This is a genomic window from Propionivibrio pelophilus DSM 12018 (assembly GCF_059569095.1).
The window spans coordinates 1-18,343 of the sequence record NZ_JCANUT010000038.1; the positions used below are offsets into that span (position 1 = coordinate 1).

Sequence of the window (18,343 nt, forward strand, 5' to 3'; positions counted from 1 at the left end):
AGTTCCTTGAACGTCTGCTCCAAGAGGCGCCGGCCAAGATCTTCCTGATCGTCGATAACCTGCGTGTGCATCATGCCAAGCTCGTCCAGCAATGGATCGAGCCTCGCCGGGACAAGATCGAACTCTTCTACTTGCCGCCCTACGCCCCGGAATCCAATCCCGACGAATATCTGAATCACGATTTCAAAACGTCCCTGCGTCTCGAACCGGCCACCCGCTCTGAAAAGGATCTTCTGCAAAAAGCCATGCGCATCATGAATCGCATCGCACAATGGCCCGAACGCATCCGTTCCTATTTCCAGCATCCTCATGCCGCATACGCGGCTTAGCAAAGCTATTTAAGGGCCGGGTTAATAATTCAGCGTTATCCCGCACTGCGCAAAGCGTCGCTGAAGAGTTTGCAGGCTTTCGAGTCGGCTTATCTGCATCAGAGCTTTGCGACAGCGGCACTGGAACTGTCGGTCACCGCGTCGGCGATCAGCCATTCGATCCTTTCGCTCGAATCGGTGCTCGGCGTGCATCTGTTCGACCGTGGACGCAAGGGCGCCATCCCCACCGACGCCGGCGTGCAGCTCTATTCGGCGCTCAAGCGGTCGTTTGCCGAGATCGACATGGAGTTGCAGTCAATCATCGATGTCCCTTCGATGCAGCAGCTTGTCACGCTGCAGGCGTCGCCGAGTTTCGCCCATCTCTGGCTGCTGCCCCGTTTGCCCGAATTCCTGCGCCAGCATCCGCAGATCGATGTTCGACTCTGTGCTACCCCCGGTGCCGCGGACTTTGGCAACAACGGGCTGGATATCGCCATCGTCTACGGCAAGCGCTCGAATTCGCCGTTTGTCATGACGGAGCCCTTGATGCCGAATGAAAGTTACGTGCCGTTATGCAGTCCGGCGCTTGCGGCGGGAAACAGCCTGTGTCCGTCGGATGTGCCGCAGTTGTGCCTGATTCACAACGAGACGTCGGTGGTTTCGTGGGGGGACTGGATTGCCGCCTATTACCCCGGTGGCGCATTGATCCAGCGGGGGCTTTACCTGGACCGCTCGTTCATGGGTTTTTCGGCCGCACTCAGCGGGGTTGGCGTCTGCCTTGACAGTACCCTGCTGGCGCACGACTACCTGACGGAGGGGAAACTGGTGATGCCGTTCGGGAATCTGGGGATCCCGGCGACTCCGCACTACCTCTGCGTGCCGAAACAGAAGCTGGAACAGGAGAAGATCCAGATCATCCTGGACTGGATAAAGTCCTGGCTGCCGGTCTGAGCCGATAAAGCGGGCGTTACTTCCTCGCCTCGTCGCTCTTGGCGTGCGGGGCCAGCCAGTCGGGGATTTCGTCTTCAGGAAGGTTTTCGAGGATGTACTGGCGCATCAATTTACGCACGACCTGCGATGAATTCAGATCCTGACGTGCGCACAATTCTTCGAACAGCTTCTTTTTGCGCGGATCGACCAGGATGGTCAGTCTGGCTGTGCGGTTTTCCATGATGTCGGCCCTCGTTATCTTCTGATTACACTCTTATTATAATCAAAGTTATTTTTGATTTATATAAACGTCACAGAGAAGTATAATCTTGCCGGTTTTCTGTGATAGCCAGGGATGTTGAAGATTTGTCATTCCGGCAAAGGCTGGAATCCAGAAAATTCAACGAACTGGCCCTCGGCCTTTGCCGGGGTGACGAATATTTCAGCGTTTCCCTAATACGATACGGATACGATAAAAGGCCATGAATCAACTTATTCTGGCGGTTCTCGCCCTGGTGTTCGGGGCGGTGGTGTGTCTGCTGAACGCGAGCAATCGCGTTCGCGCCATGATCGGCCTGGTTTCGCAGGCGATCGCTCTTGCCCTGGTCTGGTCGGTGGCCATTCCCGTCCTGATGGGCGGGCCGGAAGTTGCCGGCGGCGTGTCCTGGGCCTACCCGATCAATGCCATCCGTGTCCGTCTCGATGCACTGGGTGCATTCTTCCTGGTCTGGTCGCTGCCGATGACCTTCCTCGGCAGTCTGTACGCGGTGGGCTACATGAAGAAATACTTCAATGGCTCGCGGCACCTCGGCGTGCATTTCGCGCTGCTCAACATGATCGCCCTGTCGTTCGTGCTGGTTTATACCGGCAACGAAGTCGTGTCCTTCCTGTTCGGCTGGGAAGTCGCGGCGCTGGCGGCCTGGCAACTGGTGATCTGGGATTACACCAACCAGCGGGTACGCTTCGCCGGTTTCAACTACCTGGTTTCGACGCATATCGGCCTGCTGTTCCTGGTCGCGGCGCTAATGATCCTTTACGCGCACGGGCAGTCGTGGGATTTCGCGCATCTCGGCCGCTGGTTGAGCGCGAACCACGGCTCGACGCGCAACATCGTCTTCCTGCTGCTGGTGACCAGCTTCGGCCTGAAGTCGGCCTTTTTTCCGTTCCACTCGTGGCTGCCACGCGCCCACGCGGCGGCGCCGGCGCACGTTTCGGCGCTGATGTCCGGGGTGATCCACAAGGCCGGGCTCTACGCGCTGGTGCGCTTCACGCTGCTGATGGGCAAGCCGGACGAGTGGATGGGCTGGTTCCTGATCGCCTTCTCGGTCACCTCGGCACTGATCGGCGGGCTGTATACCGTCGGGCAGCGCGACCTGAAACGGCTGCTCGGCTACTCGTCGACGGAAAACGTCGGGATCGCCGGCATCGGCTTCGGCATCGGCTGTCTGGGGCTTGCCTGGCAGGCGCCGGTCTTGGTGGCGCTGGGTTTTGGCGGCGGCTTGCTGCACGTGCTCAACCACGCCTTCTTCAAGTGCTTGCTGTTCTACGCGGCGGGCTGCGTCTATCAGGTCAAGCATGTCGTTGATATGGAGCGCCTTGGCGGGCTGTTCCGGCTGATGCCGTTGACTGCCGTGAGTTTCCTGATCGGCGGCGTGGCGATTTCCGCGCTGCCGCCGTTCAACGGTTTTGCCAGCGAGTTCGTGATCTATTCCGGGTTGTTCGGCAACGCCGGGGCGACGGTCTGGGCCAAGCTGGCGCTGGCCGTGGTCGGAGCGGCGCTGGCCTTCGTCGGCGCGGTGTCGGCGCTGAGCATCACCCGCGCCTTCGGCGTGGTATTCCTCGGCAACGCGCGGGACAGCGGCTTGCCGCCCGGGCACGAGGCCAGCCCCTGGATGCTCCTGCCGATGGCGTTGCACGCGCTGGGGACGGTCCTGCTGGGCGTTCTGCCAGCGGCCGGATTCGCGCTGGTCGCCGGGCCGGTGGCGCTGTTCATGGCCGGCGTGCCCGGCTCACCGGTTGTCGATGCGCTGGCCGATGTGGCCGGCAACCTGTCGCGCATCGGGCTGATCTCCGGGGCGCTGGTCGCCGCCGTGGTGGTCGTGCTGATCGTGCGTTATGCCCGTATTCGCAAGCCGGTTTCCGCGGGAGCGAGGGGAGCGACGGGCGCGACCTGGGGCTGCGGCTACACCTTGCCGAACACGCGCATGCAGTATTCGGGCGCCAGCTTCTCCTCCGACTTCTCCCGGCCGTTCAAGAGCATCATGGTCCTGCTCCGGCGGCAGAAGGCGCCTGTAGGCTATTTCCCGCGCGACAGCTACGTCGTTACTGATTGCGTCGATGCGGTCGAGCGTCGCCTGTTCAACGTGATCGATCATGGCGACGACACCGCCGTCGAGATGTCGCGGCGCCTGCGCGAGGACGATCCGCGCTTTTCCTTCTCCGCCGGTTTGGCCGGCGTGATGATAATCGCCGTCCTGGTGCTGCTGGCGGAAGGGGTTTTGCAATGAAAACCGTGTTGAGCGTGACGCACTGGGCGTTCGTTCTGCTGCTGCCGATCCTGATGATCGGCGTGATCAACCGGGTGAAATCGTGGTGGGCCGCGCGCAAGGGGCCGGACCTGATCCAGTTCGCCTTCGACCTGCGCCGGCTGCTCGGCAAGCGCACCGTGATCAGCGATACGGCGACGCCGTTGTTCCGCGCCGGAGCGTATATCGTGCTGCTCGCCGGTTTTTTCGCTGCGGCGATGGCGCCGATGCTCGGTCGCTTCGCGCCGCTGCAGTTTTCCCACGATTTCATCGTCGTGGCCTACACGATGGGCCTGGCGCGCATCGCGCTGATGTTCTCGGCGATGGACGTCGGCAGCTCGTTCGAAGGCATGGGCACGGCGCGGGAAGCGTCCTTCTCGGCCTTTGCCGAACCGGCTTTGTTCCTGCTGATCGGCACCGCCGGCGTGGCGACCGGGATGACCAGCTTCGCCGACCTGATCGGCCTGCTGCGCGAGACGCCGCATTACGCGGTCATCGCGGCGCCGCTGGTCGTCGCCTTGCTGATCCTGCTGCAGGCCGAGGCGGCGCGGGTACCGGTCGATGATCCGCTGACTCACCTGGAACTGACGATGATCCACGAGGTGATGATCCTCGATCACAGCGGGCCGGAACTGGCTGCCATGCAGTACGCCGCGGCGATGAAGATGACCCTCTACGCCGGACTGATCGCCGCGCTGCTCAACCCCTTCGATCCCCTGGTGTCGCCGCTCGCCGCCGCGCTTGTGTCCCTGGCGCTGATCCTCGTGGTGGCCGTGGTGGTGGGCTGCATCGAGTCACTGACGGCGCGCCTGCCGATGCGCTGGGTGCCGCGCTATTTGTTGATCGCTTCGGCCGCCGCGCTGGCGAGCATGGCCGTGATCGGTATTGGAGCCAGCGTATGACCGTCCCACTGATGCTCTGCCTGGTCGCCGTGGTGATCCCGGTGTTCTTCAGCAAGATTTCCTCCGCGCCGAGCTGGCTCGGGCTGCATGCCCTGGCGCTGGGCTGGGTGACGCTGCACGGGGAGGCCGGGGAGGGGAGCCTCTCGTTGCACACCCTTCTGGTCGGGCTGGAAATTCTGCTGGTGCGTGCCATCCTCGTTCCGTACATGCTGCGCCGGGCGCTGCGCCACCATCCGGAGACGCGGCTCAGTCTGATGCCGTCGAACCTCTTCACCTGGATCATCGCCGTCGTACTGATCATCTTTGCCTTCAAGTTCGGCGATGGTGCCCGCGCCGATGCGCGAGCGCTGACGCTAGGCGTCGTCGCGGCGACGGTGGTCACGGCCTTCCTGATCCTGGCGACCAACCCGGAGCCCAGGGCGCAGCTGGTCGCCGTGCTGTTCATGGAGAACGCGCTGGCATTGTTCGAAACGCTGATGCCGGAACCGTGGCCGTTGGTCGTGCATCTGGCGATCAGCGCCGTTTATCTGCTGACCGTGGGCATCGGCTGCTGGCTGATGAAGGAGTCTCCGGTCGCTGAAAATCAATCAGTGACAATTTCCGGAGAGGTGCCATGAACGCAGTCGAAACCACCTGCATCGCGCTGGCACCGGGCAGCGCGAGGACGTCTTCCAGCCGCGCGGCCTACGGATTGGTCGCCGCCTCGCTGGTGTTCTGGCTGGCGTCCGTCGCGGTCTTCCTGACCCATTCGCTGGAGGAGTTGCCGCTGTACTTCGCCAACGGCTATCTGGTCCTCGATCCGACGTCGCTGCTGTTCGTGCTGGTGATCAACACGGTGTTCCTCGGCATTAGCGTGTACATGCTCGCCCGCGAGCGTTCGTCGCTGACGCTGGCCCGCGACATCCGTTCGCGCGCGGCGCTGACCCTGTTGTTCATGGCGGTGATGAACGTCGGCATCCTGACCAACCACATGATCCTGCTCTGGGCTTTTGTGGAGATCAGCACGCTGTGCGCCGCGCCGCTCGTCGCCCGAGGTGATTCGCCGTCGCCGAAAGCATCGGCCTGGCGCTATGTGCTGTACTCGGTGATGTCGTTGGCCATCACCTTCCTCGGCTTCATGTGTTTGAGCCAGTCGGCCGATCTGCGCGGACTCGAGGTCAACTTCCTGGTCGATCAACTGAGCTTCTCGCTGACGATGCTCAAGGACGGCTGGCAGCGTCTCGGCATGGCCTTCATCCTGTTCGGTCTGGGCAGCAAGCTCGGCCTCGCGCCGCTCTACGGCTGGATGCCGGAAACCTACGAGGCCGCCCCGACCAGCACCAGCGTGTTGCTCGCCGCCGTGCAGTACAACATCGGTGTCGTCGCCGTGTTCCGCATGCTGCAGGTCTTCAACGGTTTCGAGACCGCCTTCGTCGCGCAGGAACTGCTGGTCATGGGCTACCTGTCGCTGATCGTCGCCGCAGTGCAGATCATGGCGGTGCGCAACTACAAGCGGCTGATCGCCTACGCCTGCGTCAGCTCGTCCGGCGTCATCGCGCTGGGGTTGTCGGTGGGGCAGGCGGCGGCGTACGGCGTGGTGCTGTACATCGTCAGCAACGCCTTCGTGAAGTCGCTGCTGTTCCTCACCGCCGGGCGCTTGCGCGCGGTCTACGGTACCAACGAGACGGCGCCGCTCGGCGGGGTGATCCGCGTGATGCCCTTCACCGGCTTGCTGTTCACCGGCGGCATTTTCGCCCTGCTGGGCTTCCCGCCGTTCGCCAGCTTCCTCGCCGAGATGCTGATCCTCTCGGGCATCGTCCAGGCCGGCAACCTGATGGCGTTTACCGTGATGTGCGTGATGCTGACGATCATCTTCGTGTCTACCGGGCGGGCGGTGTTTCCGATGCTCTGGGATCCTCCTTCGCGCAGCGGCCCGCCGGTGATCGAGTCGCTGGTCACCGTCCTTCCCAAGATGGGCTTCGTCGTCGTCCTGGTCATGCTCGGGACGTATGCCCCCGAACCGGTGACGCAGTTGCTGCGCGCCGTGGCAGCGTCGATTGCGGGAGTCTGAAATGGCAAAAAATCCCGTAATCGTCTGCAACCTGCGCGAAACCGCAGCGCTGGGTCTCGCGGATTTCATCAATGAATGTGACCGCCGGTTGTCTGAAGGTGATCGCTTGCTCTCCCTGTTCGGGCGAAACGGCGGCGAAGGCGACGCGGCCGTCGCGGTGACGGCGGTGTTCGTGACCGAGGCGGATGGATTGTCCGTCCTGCGCGGCGCAGCGAAAAGGGGCGATGCCTGCCCGGCGCTGACCTTGAAGCATCCGTCGGCGCACATCTACGAGCGCGAATTGTGGGAGCAGACGGGCGTGCTGCCGGGCGGCCACCCCTGGCTCAAGCCGGTGCGCTTCGAGGGAGCGCGCCAGCAGCGGATGGACGAGTACCCGTTCTTCACCGTGCGCGGCCGCGAAGTGCACGAAGTCGGCGTCGGGCCGATCCATGCCGGGGTGATCGAGCCGGGCCACTTCCGCTTCATGTGCCACGGCGAGACGGTCCACCACCTGGAAATCCAGCTCGGCTACCAGCACCGCGGCGTGGAAAAGCTCCTGCTGCAACGCCCGCCGCGCACCCTGACGCCGATCGTCGAATCGATCTGCGGCGATTCGTGCATCGCCTACGCCTGGAGCTACCTCGCGGCGCTGGAGGCGCTGGCCGGCACGCCGGCCGGGTTCGAGACCGACGTCCTGCGCGGCATCGCCCTGGAAATGGAGCGCATCGCCATCCATGTCGCCACGCTCAACGGGCTGGCGACCGACATCGCCTTCGTGCAAGGCACCGGCAGCTACGGGCGCCTGCGCACGGCAGTGATCAACGCCAGCCAGCGCGTCAGCGGCAACCGCTTCGGCCGCGGCTGGCTGCGTCCCTGGCGGACCAAGGGACTGACCGACGCGCTGCGCCAGGACGTGCGGCAGACCCTTGCCGACTTTGCCACCGACCTGCGACGCATGAACGACCTGATGCGTTCGGCGTTGAGCGTCAAGGCGCGATTTAAAGGGACTGGGACGGTGAGTAACCAAGCGGCGCGTGACCTCGGATTGTTCGGTGTCGCGGCCCGGGCCAGCGGTGTCGCCATCGACTCGCGCAGCGAACTGCCGGGACAGTTGTACGAGCGCCTGCCGATGGCTCCGATGGTCGAACCGAGCGGCGATTGCTGGGCGCGGATGCTCGTGCGCATGCGCGAGATCGACGCCTCGCTGGACTGGCTGTTCGGTGTACTCGACGATGCGACGCTCGACCTGTCGGGCAGTGCGGGTACTCCGGTGACTCCTGTCATTCCGGTGGGCGCCGACTTGGCTCTTGCGCCCGAGTGTTTGTGCGTGTCGGTGGTCGAAGGCGTGCGCGGGCCGGTGGTTCTCGCGCTGGAAACATCCGTCGACGGTTCTCTGCGCCACGTCAAGGTGCAGGACCCGTCGCTGGCCAACTGGTTCGGGCTGGCTTTGGCGGTGCGTGACAACGGGATTTCCGACTTCCCGATCTGCAACAAGAGTTTCGACCTTTCCTACTGCGGGAACGACCTCTGATGTTCAACTTTCCCAAATCGATTGCGGTTCGCAAAGCCCAGGGCACCCAGTACATTCCCGATCTGCGTGCGGCCGTTCCTGGCGGCTATCGCGGCAAGCCGGTCATTGCCGACGCGGCGTGCGCCGCCGGCTGCACGGCGTGTGTTGACGCCTGCCCGAGCCGGGCCATCGCGCTCGACCCCATGCGCATCGACATGGGGCGTTGCGTGCTCTGCGGCGACTGCGAGCCGGCGTGCCCGGCCGGAACCATCGGTTTCAAGACCGACGTCAAACTGGCCTCGACTACGCGCGACGGGCTGACGATCAGCGCGGCGCATCCCGACATCGATCCGATCAAGGTCTCCGCCGAGCTGCGCAAGCGCTTCGGGCGCTCGCTCAAGCTGCGCTCGGTGTCGGCCGGCGGCTGCAACGGCTGCGAACTGGAACTCAACGCCGTCGGCAACGTGAACTTCGATTTCGGCCGTTACGGCATCGACATGGTTGCCTCGCCGCGCCACGCCGACGGGCTGGTCCTCACCGGGCCGATCAGCCGGAACATGGTCGAGGCGCTGCAGATCTGCTGGGACGCCATGCCCGAGCCGAAACTGGTGATCGCCATGGGCGCCTGCGCGATTTCCGGCGGCGTGTTCGCCGACTGCGCCGAAGTCGACCGCCGCTTCCTCGAAACCTTCAAGCCGACGCTCTACATCCCCGGCTGCCCGACGCACCCGCTGGTGTTCATCGCGGCAGTGATGGATCTGCTGGGGATCGCGGTCTGATTTCGATCCGTGCCGCGGGTTGAGAGCGCAGATTGCGTCGCCTGTATAGAGCAATCCATATCCGGGCTCTATACTGAAAGCCTGCAGACCTGAGGAAAGGAACCTGATATGGGCTTTGTATGGACCATCGTGCTTGGTTTCGTGATCGGCGTGATCGCGAAGTTCCTGAACCCGGGCAAGGAAAACATGGGCTTCCTCATGACGGTTGTTCTGGGTATCGCAGGTTCCATCGTGGCCGGACTTGTCGGCCAGTTTTTTGGCTGGTACCGGGTCGGGGAAGGCGCCGGTTTCATTGCTTCGGTGCTGGCCGCCGTTGGTCTGTTATGGGCCTATGGTCGACTCCGCCGCGGCAACGATGACCGCTGAGGTCAGGGCCCGGCCTCGAAACCACGAACCCGCCCCGACGGTGATTGCGGGCGATTAGGCCATGGATGCGATTCAATCGGTTGCTCTGGCCGGAGGGGTCGCCTGGGCGAGCGGCTTGCGCCTGTATGCGGTGCTTTTCCTGGCAGGACTGCTCGGGAGGCTCGGCTATCTGGAACTCCCCGCGACCTTGCAAGTCCTGGAGAGTCATTGGGTCATCGGTGTCACGGGGTCGTTGCTGCTGATCGAATTCCTGGCCGACAAGATTCCCTTCGTCGATTCCTTGTGGGATGGCTTTCAGACCTTTGTCCGAATTCCGGCAGGCGCGCTGTTGGCAGCGTTGGCGATGGGCGGGCATCCTCCTGAGCTGATGCTCACTGCGGGGCTGCTGGGAGGGTCGCTTACCGCAGCAACTCACCTGGCAAAGGCGGGAGGTCGCGCATTGATCAACACGTCCCCCGAGCCGCTTTCAAATGCGACGGCTTCACTGGGGGAAGATGTCCTGGTCGTCGGCGGCCTCTATACGGCCATCAATTACCCGATACTCTTCCTGTGCATTCTCGGTACCTTCGTCATCCTGCTGATCTGGATGTTGCCAAGGCTGATCGGTGGAGTCCGGTCGCTATTTGGACGTTTTTTCCAGCGCTCGCATGAATAACACTCGAGCGTCGACGACCGAACCATCGAGGTGACGAACAGACAGGAAAAGCACGAGGGACGTCTATGGCCTGACAACGATGTTGTTGGACACGCCTTTGACGCCGCTTGTCGAGCGCGCAATCTCGCCCGCGCGGTTCCTTTCCGTCGAGTTCTTCGCAAAGCCTGAAAGCTGGACTACACCCCTGAGCGTTTCCACGCTGATGGACATCGCGCTGACCTGTTTGTCTTCCGCAAACCTGGCTTTTACACGTGTGGTAATCACCGAGTCGTCGAGATACTCGCCCACGGTCGACTGATCGCGGGTGACAGCACAACCCGCGGCGGTAAAAGCCAGCAAGCCGGCAAGTGCGAACGAAATGGCTGTATGTTTCATGTTGACCTCCCCTCTGCTGTGTATCAAACCGTCAAGGCGAACCCGTGAGTCGTAACCGGTGCGGGCTTTCCGGTTGTGATGATTCAGGAGCCCTGGGTCACGATCACGTTCTGTGCCGGCATCGGTGCCGGGAATCCGGCCTCACCCAGTGCCTCGCGGAGAACCCGATTGGTATCGAAATAGACCTGCCAGTAATGGTCGTTGTGGCAATACGGGCGCACCGCAAGGACCGGGCCGACCAGCGTGAAATCCAGAATCTCAACGTCGACCGGCGGTTCGCTCAGAACATTCGGGATGGCTGCCAGCTTCTCGCGCAGCAGGGTCATCGCGGCCTGATGATCGGCGGCGCCGGAGAGCTGGCACTTCAGATCCACACGGCGAAATGCATTGGCGGAGAAATTCTGGATCGTGTCGCTGAAGATCTTGTTGTTGCCGATGATGGTGTGGATGTTGTCCGGCGTGTTGATTACCGTCGTGAACAGGCCGAGTTCGACCACCGTACCGGTGACGCCGGCGACAGAAACAAAGTCTCCGACCTTCATCGGGCGCAGCACGACGAGGAAGGCGCCCGCCGCGAAGTGGGCCAGCAAGCCCGACCAGGCCATGCCGATGGCGACACCCGCCGCGGCAATGAGCGCCGCAAAGGTCGTTGTCTGAATGCCGAAGTAACCGAGAATGCCGATCACCAGCAGGACGTTCAGCGTTACCGTGACGATGGAACTCACGTAGCGCAGAACGGTGGAGTCGACCTTCTGGCGCTCCAGCGAACCACGCAGCAAGTTGACCGTGATGCCGATCAGCCAACGGCCGATTATCCAGAAAGCGACGGCGGCCAGAATCTTGAACCCCACCTCGGTGGCTGCCGTCACAATGAGATCCTGGTAACGCGAGAAATCTTCCGTATTCATGCCTTTTTCTCCGTAAATAAACACTGACAAACGAGCTTTTGCGCAAATCCCGCGGCAACCGGAATCAGCGTGCAGGGCAAATGAACTACGAGAGGCTGCGCAAGACACCCTCTCGTTTGGCGCAGCGATACTATTGCGCTTCGCTCAAGCACTTCTTGATGGACGAGGCCTTGGCCGCTCCGGCAAGAGCCTTGCCTTCCTTGCTGACGGCTTTTGCCTCGCAGGCGGCCTCTCTTTGACACTTCTTGATGAACGACGCTTTCGCAGCGCCGGCAAGCGGTTTGCCGTCTTTGCCGACAGCCTTTGATTCACAATCGGGAGCTGCGAATGCGGAGCCGAAGGCGAATGCAGAAACAAGGGCGGCAACAAGCAGTTTTTTCATGGTTGGACTCCCGGGGTTGATGGGTGAACCCACTATAGGTAGTGCCGTAGGGGAATACCAGCCTGTCTCTACGCTACCTTGCCAACTCCACGCCGCAGGAAGCGACCATGCCGCGAGTACGCGGTGCTGAAATTTTCCTCGTAACTCAGTCCGCCATTGACGAAAACGTGGCGAACGCCTTCGCTGACCAATGCCGGATCGGAGAATGTCGCCCGGTCACGGATGTTGTGCGGATCGAACACGGTAATGTCGGCATAGTTTCCAGGCGCGATGATGCCGCGTTCGTCCAGGCCGAACTGGGCGGCCGGCAGCCCGGTCATCTTGAACACCGCGCTTTCCAGTTGCAGCAGTCCGATGTCGCGGCAGTAGTGGCCGAGCACGCGCGGGAAGGTGCCCCACAGGCGCGGATGCGGGCGCACGTCGTGCGGCAGGCCGTCGGAGCCGATCATCGTGCGCGGGTGCGCCAGCACGCGCCGGACGTCCTCCTCGTTCATCTGGAAATAGCAGGCGCCGCCGGGAATCAGCCGGCGGCAGGCTTCGCGCTGGTCGACGCCCCACAGCGCGGCGATGTCGGCGAGCAGCTTGCCGGCCATTTCCGGATGCGGTTCCGAGCCGGTGATGATGATGTCGATGACGCCGTCGACAAGGTCCTCGCGCAGCACCGTTGAACCCGCCGTGTAGGGATAGACGTCGAGGCCGATCGGCTGGCGCGTGGCCAGGCGGTCCATCAGCGCCAGCGTCTCGCGCGTGCGGCCCCAGTTGGCCGGGCCGGCGCACTTGTGGTGCGAGAGCACGAGCGGCAGGCCACTTCGGCGAGCGGTGCGGGCGGCCTCCTGCATGGCGTCGAGAATGCCGTCGAGTTCGGTGCGGATGTGCGTTGCGTAGATGCCGCCGGCCTGGGCGGCAGCAGTTGTGACCTCGATCAGTTCGCGCTCATCGGCGGCGTAGGCGTTTTCGTAAAAGACGCCGGAGGACAGTCCAAGGGCGCCGTCGTCCATGGCCTGGCGCAGCATGCCGGCCATCGCGCACCGTTCCTCGGTGCTGGCCGCCCGGTCGAGTTGCGGCATGGCTGCGGCGCGCAGGCTGGTGTGGCCGATCAGCGCTGCGACGTTGATCGCTGGTTGCGTGGCGTTGACAGCGTCGGCATACGCCGCCAGCCGTTCGAAGCGGAAGCGCTGCGTGCCGAGCAGGCCGAGCGGTTCGATTGGCGTTTCGGTGACCAGGGGCGCCAGCGAGATGCCGCAGTTGCCGACGATGACTGTGGTGATGCCCTGGGAGATCTTGGGGCGCATGGCCGGCGCGTCGAGCACGATGGCGTCGTCGTGGGTATGCACGTCGATGAAGCCGGGGGCGATGACCATTCCGGTGCAATCGATGACCTGGTCGGCGGTGGCCGGATCGATGACACCGACCTGGGCGATGGTCTCGCCGTCGAGCAGCACGTCGGCCCGGTAGCCGGCCTTGCCGGAGCCGTCGATGACAAGTCCGTCGCGCAGAAGAGTGGTGGAAGACATGGTTACTCCTGTTCGCGTTCCGCCCGCGACCACGACATGGTCATGGCGACGTGCGATTCGCTGTCGATGCCGTGCTCGGCCAGCACGCTGCGGAACTGGCGCAGACGTTCCGCGGCCTTGGGGCCGAGCCGCTGGCCGACGAGCACGGTGAGGATCTCAATGGCCAGAAGATGGGCGATATAGGCTTCGGTGCCGACGCGCATGACGGCATCCTCGGGGACCGAGGCGCCGAGCACGATGTCGGCTTCCCTGGCCAGCGGGGTGCCCGTCTGGGTCAGTGCGATCACCGTGGCGCCCTGCGAACGGGCGAAGCGGGTGGCTTCGAGCAGCGTCGGCATGCGTCCGACGTGCGAGACGGCGACGGCTACGCCGCGCGGGCCGAGGGTACAGGCCGAGATCAACTGCTGGTGCGCGTCGAAATAGGCGTTGGAATGGATGCCCAGGCGGAAGAGCCTCGCTTGCAGGTCGTTGGCGATGAACGTTGAGGTGGCGCCGGAGGAATAGCAGTCCACCCGTTCAGCGCCCGCGATCGCGGCCGCGGCCCGTTCGAGCGCGCCGACATCCAGCTCGCGTTCGAGGGCCGACATCGACGCGGTGGCCGAGCGCACGATCTTGCTGGCGATTTCGCCGGGGGAGTCATCCGGCTCTACGCTGCGGTGCAGGTACGAGCCGCCAAGTGCGATGTCCTGTGCCAGCGCGACCATGAATTCGCGCACGCTGTCGAAGCCGAACGAGCGGCAGGTGCGCACGATGGTCGGCATCGAGACTCCGGCCTGCTGGGCGAGCTGTTCGACGGTCGCGCCGACGGCGCTTTGCGGGTCGCGGACGATGACGTCAACCACCCGCTGCTGGGCATCCGGCAGATCGGCATATTGTTGCTGAAGTCGTTGCAGCAGGCGGGAAGGAATGGTGTTCATGGTGTTCAGAAGCGCGTAGTGACGGCGTCGATGACGTTGTAGCGGTCGTCGACGACCGGCAGCCAGCGCCATTTGTCGAAGGTGGTGCAGGGGTGAGAGATGCCGAGGCCGATCAGGTCGCCGACCGCCGGTCCGGCGTCCGCTTCCGCGAAGCGCAAGTAGGCGTGCTGGTCGTTCAGCGCCGTCAGTTTCCAGCTCTCGGGAACGGTCCGCGGCGCGCTGGCACCGGCAGTATGGTGGAACAGCGCCACGGGGAGATCGAGATCGTAGGAAATGTCGCGCTTGCCACAGGTCAGGATGGCCAGACCGGATTCGGGGCGCGATTGTACCATCGCCCAGACCTCGATCGCCGGGAGCAGGCTGGCCGTCAGATGCTGGCGCTCCTCGACCTTGTGCAGCAGGTTCATGTAGGAACCGTGGTCGTGCGTGACGTAGCATCCCGAGCGCAGTATGCCGCGCACCGGTTTCGAAAGTCGGGGCTTGAGGCCGTCGGTGACGAGGTCGAACAGCGCCGAGCCGCCCGCCGTCATCAGCACCTCGTCGTTGTCGAAGAATCCCGCCTTGTCGCACGCCTTCGCGGCATCGATTACGCGTTTCATCAACGCATCGACTTCACGGCGGTCGTGCCCCGAATCGCCGGAAGCGACACTGCCCTCGTAGCACTCGATACCACCGAGGCGCAAGGCGGGGCTGGCGTGGATCGCCGCCGCAACGGAGAGCGTTTCGTCCGGCGTACGGCAGCCGGTGCGCTTGCCCGCGATGCCGATTTCCAAGAGGCAGTCGAACACCGTTGCGCTTTTCCGTTTTTCGCGCCAAGCGTCGATCAACTTGATCTGGGCGACCGAGTCGACGAGGAACCACACGCGCAGTGCCGGGTACTCCTGCAGCAAGGCCGCCAGCCCGTCGAGATCGGCATCGCAGACGACCTGATTGGCGATCAATGCCCGGGTAACGCCGACCTCGGCACCCACGGCGAGTTGATAAACCGTGGCAAAGGAGATTCCCCAGGCGCCGGCGTCGAGTTGGCGGCGATAGAGCTCCGGCGACATCGTCGTCTTGCCGTGCGGGGCGATGTCGACACCGTGCTGACGGGCGAAGGCTTGCATCCAGTCAAGGTTGTGGCGCAGCGCCGAGTCGCGCAGCAGGGCGACTGGGAAGGGCAGGTCGCCGTTCAGGATGTTCCAGCTTCGCGCCCCGATCGCGTCGAGGCGACACGGCACTGCGGCTGGCGGGAAGCCCTTGTAGCGGCGGTCAAGAACGGTGATGGAGGCAAAGCTCATGATGGATGTCCTCGTGTAGCTGATACGGCAATGTCGTTGCGCAGGCAGGCCTTCCAGTGCCCCCGCGCGATCTCGGTCAGTGGCGGCACGGTTTCCGCGCATGCCGGTTGAGCGTACGGACAGCGAGTGCGGAAGACGCAGCCGGACGGCGGATTGGCGGGGCTGGGGATGTCGCCGGTCAGCAGCGGGCGATCATCGAGGCGCTGCGCCGGGTCGGGGATCGGCGACGCGGCGAGCAGCGCCTGCGTGTAGGGGTGGCGCGGGCGATGGTAGAGCGTTTCGGTCGGGGCGATCTCCATGATCTTGCCGAGGTACAGCACGATCACGCGGTCGCAGAGGAACTCGACGACGTCGAGGTCGTGCGAGATGAACAGCATGGTCAGGCCGAAGCGGTCCTTGAGGTCGCAGAGCAGGTTGACCACCTGCGCCTGGATCGAGACGTCGAGGGCGGAGAGTGGCTCGTCGGCGACGATGAAGCTCGGTTCGACGGCCAGCGCGCGAGCGACGCCGATGCGCTGGCGCTGCCCGCCGGAGAATTCGTGCGGATAGCGGTCGGCGTACTCGGGGCGCAGGCCGACGAGGTCGAGGAGTTCGGCGATGCGCGCCTGGCGCGCTCCCTTGCCCTTGGCCAGTCCATGCGTGTCGAGCGCTTCGCCGAGAATCTGACGGATGCGCATGCGCGGGTTGAGGCTGGCGTAGGGATCCTGGAATATGATCTGCATGCGCGAGCGCAATGGGCGCATCTGGTGCTGCGAAATGCGCGCGATGTCGCGCCCCTCGAAGCTGATTTCGCCGGCAGTCGGATCGAGCAGGCGGATCAGCATACGGCCGATGGTGCTCTTGCCCGAGCCGGATTCGCCGACGAGGCCGAGCGTTTCGCCCTCTCGGATGACGAAGTCGACGCCATCGACAGCGCGGACGGGGTGCGGGCCGGAGCCGAAATACTTGCGCAGGCCGTTGACCTCGATCAATGGTTTAGCGTTGTCGTTCATGCCAGCGTTCGATCAGAGTGGAAACATTTGATACTCCGTCATCCCGGCGAAGGCCGGGATCCAGAGGTGCACTACTGGATTCCGGGTCAAGCCCGGAATGACGGGTCTGGTTGGGGGCCTCTTCCTTGACGCGGATGCAGCGCGCCTGCCGGTCCGCGCCGAGCGCGGCCAGCGGTGGCATGGCAGCGTCGCATTCGGCCACATGCAGCGGGCAGCGCGGCGCGAAGGCGCAGCCGGGCGGCGGGTCGAACGGGCTGCATACCTGGCCGCTGATCGCCGTCAGGCGCGGTCGCGTCTTTCCAGCCGCCCCGCGCACGGCCATGCCCGGCAGGCAGGCCAGCAGCCCGCGCGTGTAGGGGTGCCGTGGCGCGGAAAACAGCGGGCCGACCGCGGCCGTCTCGACGATGCGTCCGGCGTACATCACGGTGACCTGATCGGCGTACTGCGCGACAACACCCAGGTTGTGCGTGATGAAGAGCACGCTCATGCCGGTTTCCTTCTGCAGTCGCTGGATCAGCGCGAGGATCTGCGCCTGGATGGTGACGTCGAGCGCGGTGGTCGGCTCGTCGGCGATCAGCAGCGTCGGGTTGCAGGCCATGGCCAGGGCAATCATCACGCGCTGGCGCATGCCGCCCGAGAGTTGGTGCGGGTATTCGCGCACGCGGCGCTCGGCGGCCGGAATCTCGACGAGGTCGAGCATCTTCCTGGCATGCTGCAGCGCCTGGCGGTGATCCATGCCGAGGTGCAGACGGGCCGATTCGGCGATCTGCTCGCCGACGGTGAGCACCGGGTTGAGGCTGGTCATCGGTTCCTGGAAGATCATCGCCAGTTCGTTGCCGCGCAGGCGACGCTTGTCGGTTTCGGCGAGTGAAAGCAGGTCGACGCGCTGCCCGTCGCGGCGGACGAACCACGCCTCGCCGCCGACGAGGGCCTGCGAGCCCTTGGCGTGCAGGCCCATCAGACCGAGGCTGGTGACCGACTTGCCGGAGCCGGATTCACCGACCAGTGCCAGGGTGCCGCCGGACGGGATGTCGAACGAGACGTCGGCGACGCTGGTGACGCGCCCGCGATCGGTCATGAACGAGGTCGACAGGCCGCGCACGGAAAGCCGGGGAGTGAGGGGCGTACTCATGCGGATTTCCTCAGCTTCGGGTCGAGCAGGTCGCGCACGCCGTCGCCGACGATCTGCAGCGACAGCGCGGTCAGGATGATGGCGATGCCGGGGAAGACGATGGTCCAGAAGGCTCGGTCGGCGTACTGCAGGCTGGAGGCGATCATCGTGCCCCAGGTCGGGATCTCCGGCGGCACGCCGACGCCGAGGAACGACAACCCGGCTTCGGCAAGGATCGCGTAGGCGAAGATGAAGGTCAGCTGCACCAGCACCGGCGACATCAGGTTCGGCAGGATGTGCGCGTAGAGGATGCGTGGTGTCGACACGCCGAGCGCGCGGGCGGCGTCGACGAACAGCAATTCGCGGATCACCAGCGTCGAGGCGCGCACCACGCGGGCGACGCGCGGCGTGTAGACGATGGCCAGAGCCAGCACGACGTTCCACAGCGACGCGCCGAGGATCGACACCAGCGAGATGCCGAGCAGGATGTCGGGGAAGGACATCATGGCGTCGATGACGCGCATGATCGGCGCGTCGAGCTTGCGGAAAAAGCCGGCCAGCAGCCCGAGCGCGGTGCCGGCGATGACGCTGAACAGCGCGGTGGCAATGCCGATCATGATCGAGTAGCGGCCGCCATGCACGATGCGAATGGCCATGTCACGCCCGAGTTCGTCGGTACCGGCCCAGTGTTCTGCCGACGGTGCCTTGAGACGGTCCATCACGGCGATGGCGTTGGGATCGACGCTGGAGATCATCGGGAAGAAGACGGCCAGCGCGGTGACGGCGAGCAGCAACAGCGCGGCGATGAGCACGATGCGCCGCGCGAACAGGCGCTTCAGGACGTAGGTCAGTTGGTCCAT

Annotated in this window: 20 protein-coding genes; 10 read left to right on the top strand and 10 right to left on the bottom strand. The window is 64.1% G+C overall.

Annotation, left to right across the window (positions count from 1 at the left end; translation table 11 throughout):
• A partial coding sequence (locus tag BO74_RS14420) for a transposase (protein WP_496443079.1) occupies positions 1-329 on the top strand: 329 nt, incomplete at its 5' end.
• Between the two features lie 69 nt (positions 330-398).
• Entirely contained in the window at positions 399-1,259 is an 861-nt protein-coding gene (locus tag BO74_RS14425; protein ID WP_496443080.1) for a LysR substrate-binding domain-containing protein, read from the top strand.
• 16 nt (positions 1,260-1,275) lie between these two features.
• On the opposite strand, the gene BO74_RS14430 is transcribed toward BO74_RS14425, so the two are convergent.
• Entirely contained in the window at positions 1,276-1,479 is a 204-nt protein-coding gene (locus BO74_RS14430; protein WP_496443081.1) for a ribbon-helix-helix protein, read from the bottom strand.
• A 241-nt stretch (positions 1,480-1,720) separates the two neighbouring features.
• Here BO74_RS14430 and BO74_RS14435 point away from each other — a divergent pair, with 241 nt between their 5' ends.
• The 8 genes from BO74_RS14435 (at position 1,721) to BO74_RS14470 (ending at position 10,004) form a co-directional block, all read left to right on the top strand.
• The gene (locus BO74_RS14435; RefSeq protein WP_496443082.1) at positions 1,721-3,745 is read left to right on the top strand and encodes a proton-conducting transporter transmembrane domain-containing protein; all 2,025 of its coding nucleotides are present in this window, start codon (positions 1,721-1,723) and stop codon (positions 3,743-3,745) included.
• Positions 3,742-4,665, top strand: a complete 924-nt coding sequence (locus BO74_RS14440) for a respiratory chain complex I subunit 1 family protein (RefSeq protein WP_496443083.1) — start codon at positions 3,742-3,744, stop codon at positions 4,663-4,665. Before BO74_RS14435 ends, BO74_RS14440 begins: the two co-directional genes overlap by 4 nt.
• Positions 4,662-5,282 (top strand): hypothetical protein, encoded by a 621-nt coding sequence (locus tag BO74_RS14445; RefSeq protein WP_496443084.1) that lies wholly within the window; start codon positions 4,662-4,664, stop codon positions 5,280-5,282. The genes BO74_RS14440 and BO74_RS14445 overlap by 4 nt, the downstream gene beginning before the upstream one ends.
• Complete coding sequence (locus BO74_RS14450) at positions 5,279-6,715, top strand: complex I subunit 5 family protein (protein ID WP_496443085.1); 1,437 nt, start codon at positions 5,279-5,281, stop codon at positions 6,713-6,715. The genes BO74_RS14445 and BO74_RS14450 overlap by 4 nt, the downstream gene beginning before the upstream one ends.
• 1 nt (position 6,716) lies before the next feature.
• Positions 6,717-8,225 (top strand): hydrogenase large subunit, encoded by a 1,509-nt coding sequence (locus BO74_RS14455; protein WP_496443086.1) that lies wholly within the window; start codon positions 6,717-6,719, stop codon positions 8,223-8,225.
• Entirely contained in the window at positions 8,225-8,983 is a 759-nt protein-coding gene (locus BO74_RS14460) for an NADH-quinone oxidoreductase subunit B family protein (protein WP_496443087.1), read from the top strand. Before BO74_RS14455 ends, BO74_RS14460 begins: the two co-directional genes overlap by 1 nt.
• 108 nt (positions 8,984-9,091) lie before the next feature.
• A complete protein-coding gene (locus BO74_RS14465; RefSeq protein ID WP_496443088.1) occupies positions 9,092-9,349 on the top strand; it encodes a GlsB/YeaQ/YmgE family stress response membrane protein in 258 nt (85 codons plus the stop codon).
• Positions 9,350-9,410: 61 nt separating this feature from the next.
• On the top strand, positions 9,411-10,004 hold the full coding sequence (locus tag BO74_RS14470; protein ID WP_496443089.1) for a DUF4126 domain-containing protein: 594 nt from the start codon (positions 9,411-9,413) through the stop codon (positions 10,002-10,004).
• A 63-nt stretch (positions 10,005-10,067) separates the two neighbouring features.
• Here the strand turns inward: BO74_RS14470 and BO74_RS14475 are convergent, their stop codons facing one another.
• The 9 genes from BO74_RS14475 to BO74_RS14515 form a co-directional block, all read right to left on the bottom strand.
• Positions 10,068-10,379, bottom strand: coding sequence for a BON domain-containing protein (locus tag BO74_RS14475; RefSeq protein WP_496443090.1), 312 nt, complete (start codon positions 10,377-10,379; stop codon positions 10,068-10,070).
• Between the two features lie 83 nt (positions 10,380-10,462).
• Positions 10,463-11,287, bottom strand: a complete 825-nt coding sequence (locus BO74_RS14480; RefSeq protein ID WP_496443091.1) for a mechanosensitive ion channel family protein — start codon at positions 11,285-11,287, stop codon at positions 10,463-10,465.
• Positions 11,288-11,417: 130 nt separating this feature from the next.
• The gene (locus BO74_RS14485) at positions 11,418-11,669 is read right to left on the bottom strand and encodes a hypothetical protein (RefSeq protein WP_496443092.1); all 252 of its coding nucleotides are present in this window, start codon (positions 11,667-11,669) and stop codon (positions 11,418-11,420) included.
• A gap of 68 nt (positions 11,670-11,737) precedes the next feature.
• Positions 11,738-13,183 carry an N-acyl-D-amino-acid deacylase family protein gene (locus BO74_RS14490; protein WP_496443093.1) on the bottom strand — a complete coding sequence of 482 codons (1,446 nt, stop codon included), beginning with the start codon at positions 13,181-13,183 and terminating at the stop codon, positions 11,738-11,740.
• 2 nt (positions 13,184-13,185) lie between these two features.
• Positions 13,186-14,100 (bottom strand): MurR/RpiR family transcriptional regulator, encoded by a 915-nt coding sequence (locus tag BO74_RS14495; RefSeq protein ID WP_496443094.1) that lies wholly within the window; start codon positions 14,098-14,100, stop codon positions 13,186-13,188.
• Positions 14,101-14,105: 5 nt separating this feature from the next.
• Complete coding sequence (locus tag BO74_RS14500; protein WP_496443095.1) at positions 14,106-15,380, bottom strand: amino acid deaminase; 1,275 nt, start codon at positions 15,378-15,380, stop codon at positions 14,106-14,108.
• The gene (locus BO74_RS14505) at positions 15,377-16,372 is read right to left on the bottom strand and encodes an ABC transporter ATP-binding protein (RefSeq protein WP_496443096.1); all 996 of its coding nucleotides are present in this window, start codon (positions 16,370-16,372) and stop codon (positions 15,377-15,379) included. Before BO74_RS14505 ends, BO74_RS14500 begins: the two co-directional genes overlap by 4 nt.
• Positions 16,356-17,504, bottom strand: a complete 1,149-nt coding sequence (locus tag BO74_RS14510) for an ABC transporter ATP-binding protein (protein ID WP_496443097.1) — start codon at positions 17,502-17,504, stop codon at positions 16,356-16,358. Before BO74_RS14510 ends, BO74_RS14505 begins: the two co-directional genes overlap by 17 nt.
• Entirely contained in the window at positions 17,501-18,343 is an 843-nt protein-coding gene (locus BO74_RS14515) for an ABC transporter permease (protein ID WP_496443098.1), read from the bottom strand. The genes BO74_RS14510 and BO74_RS14515 overlap by 4 nt, the downstream gene beginning before the upstream one ends.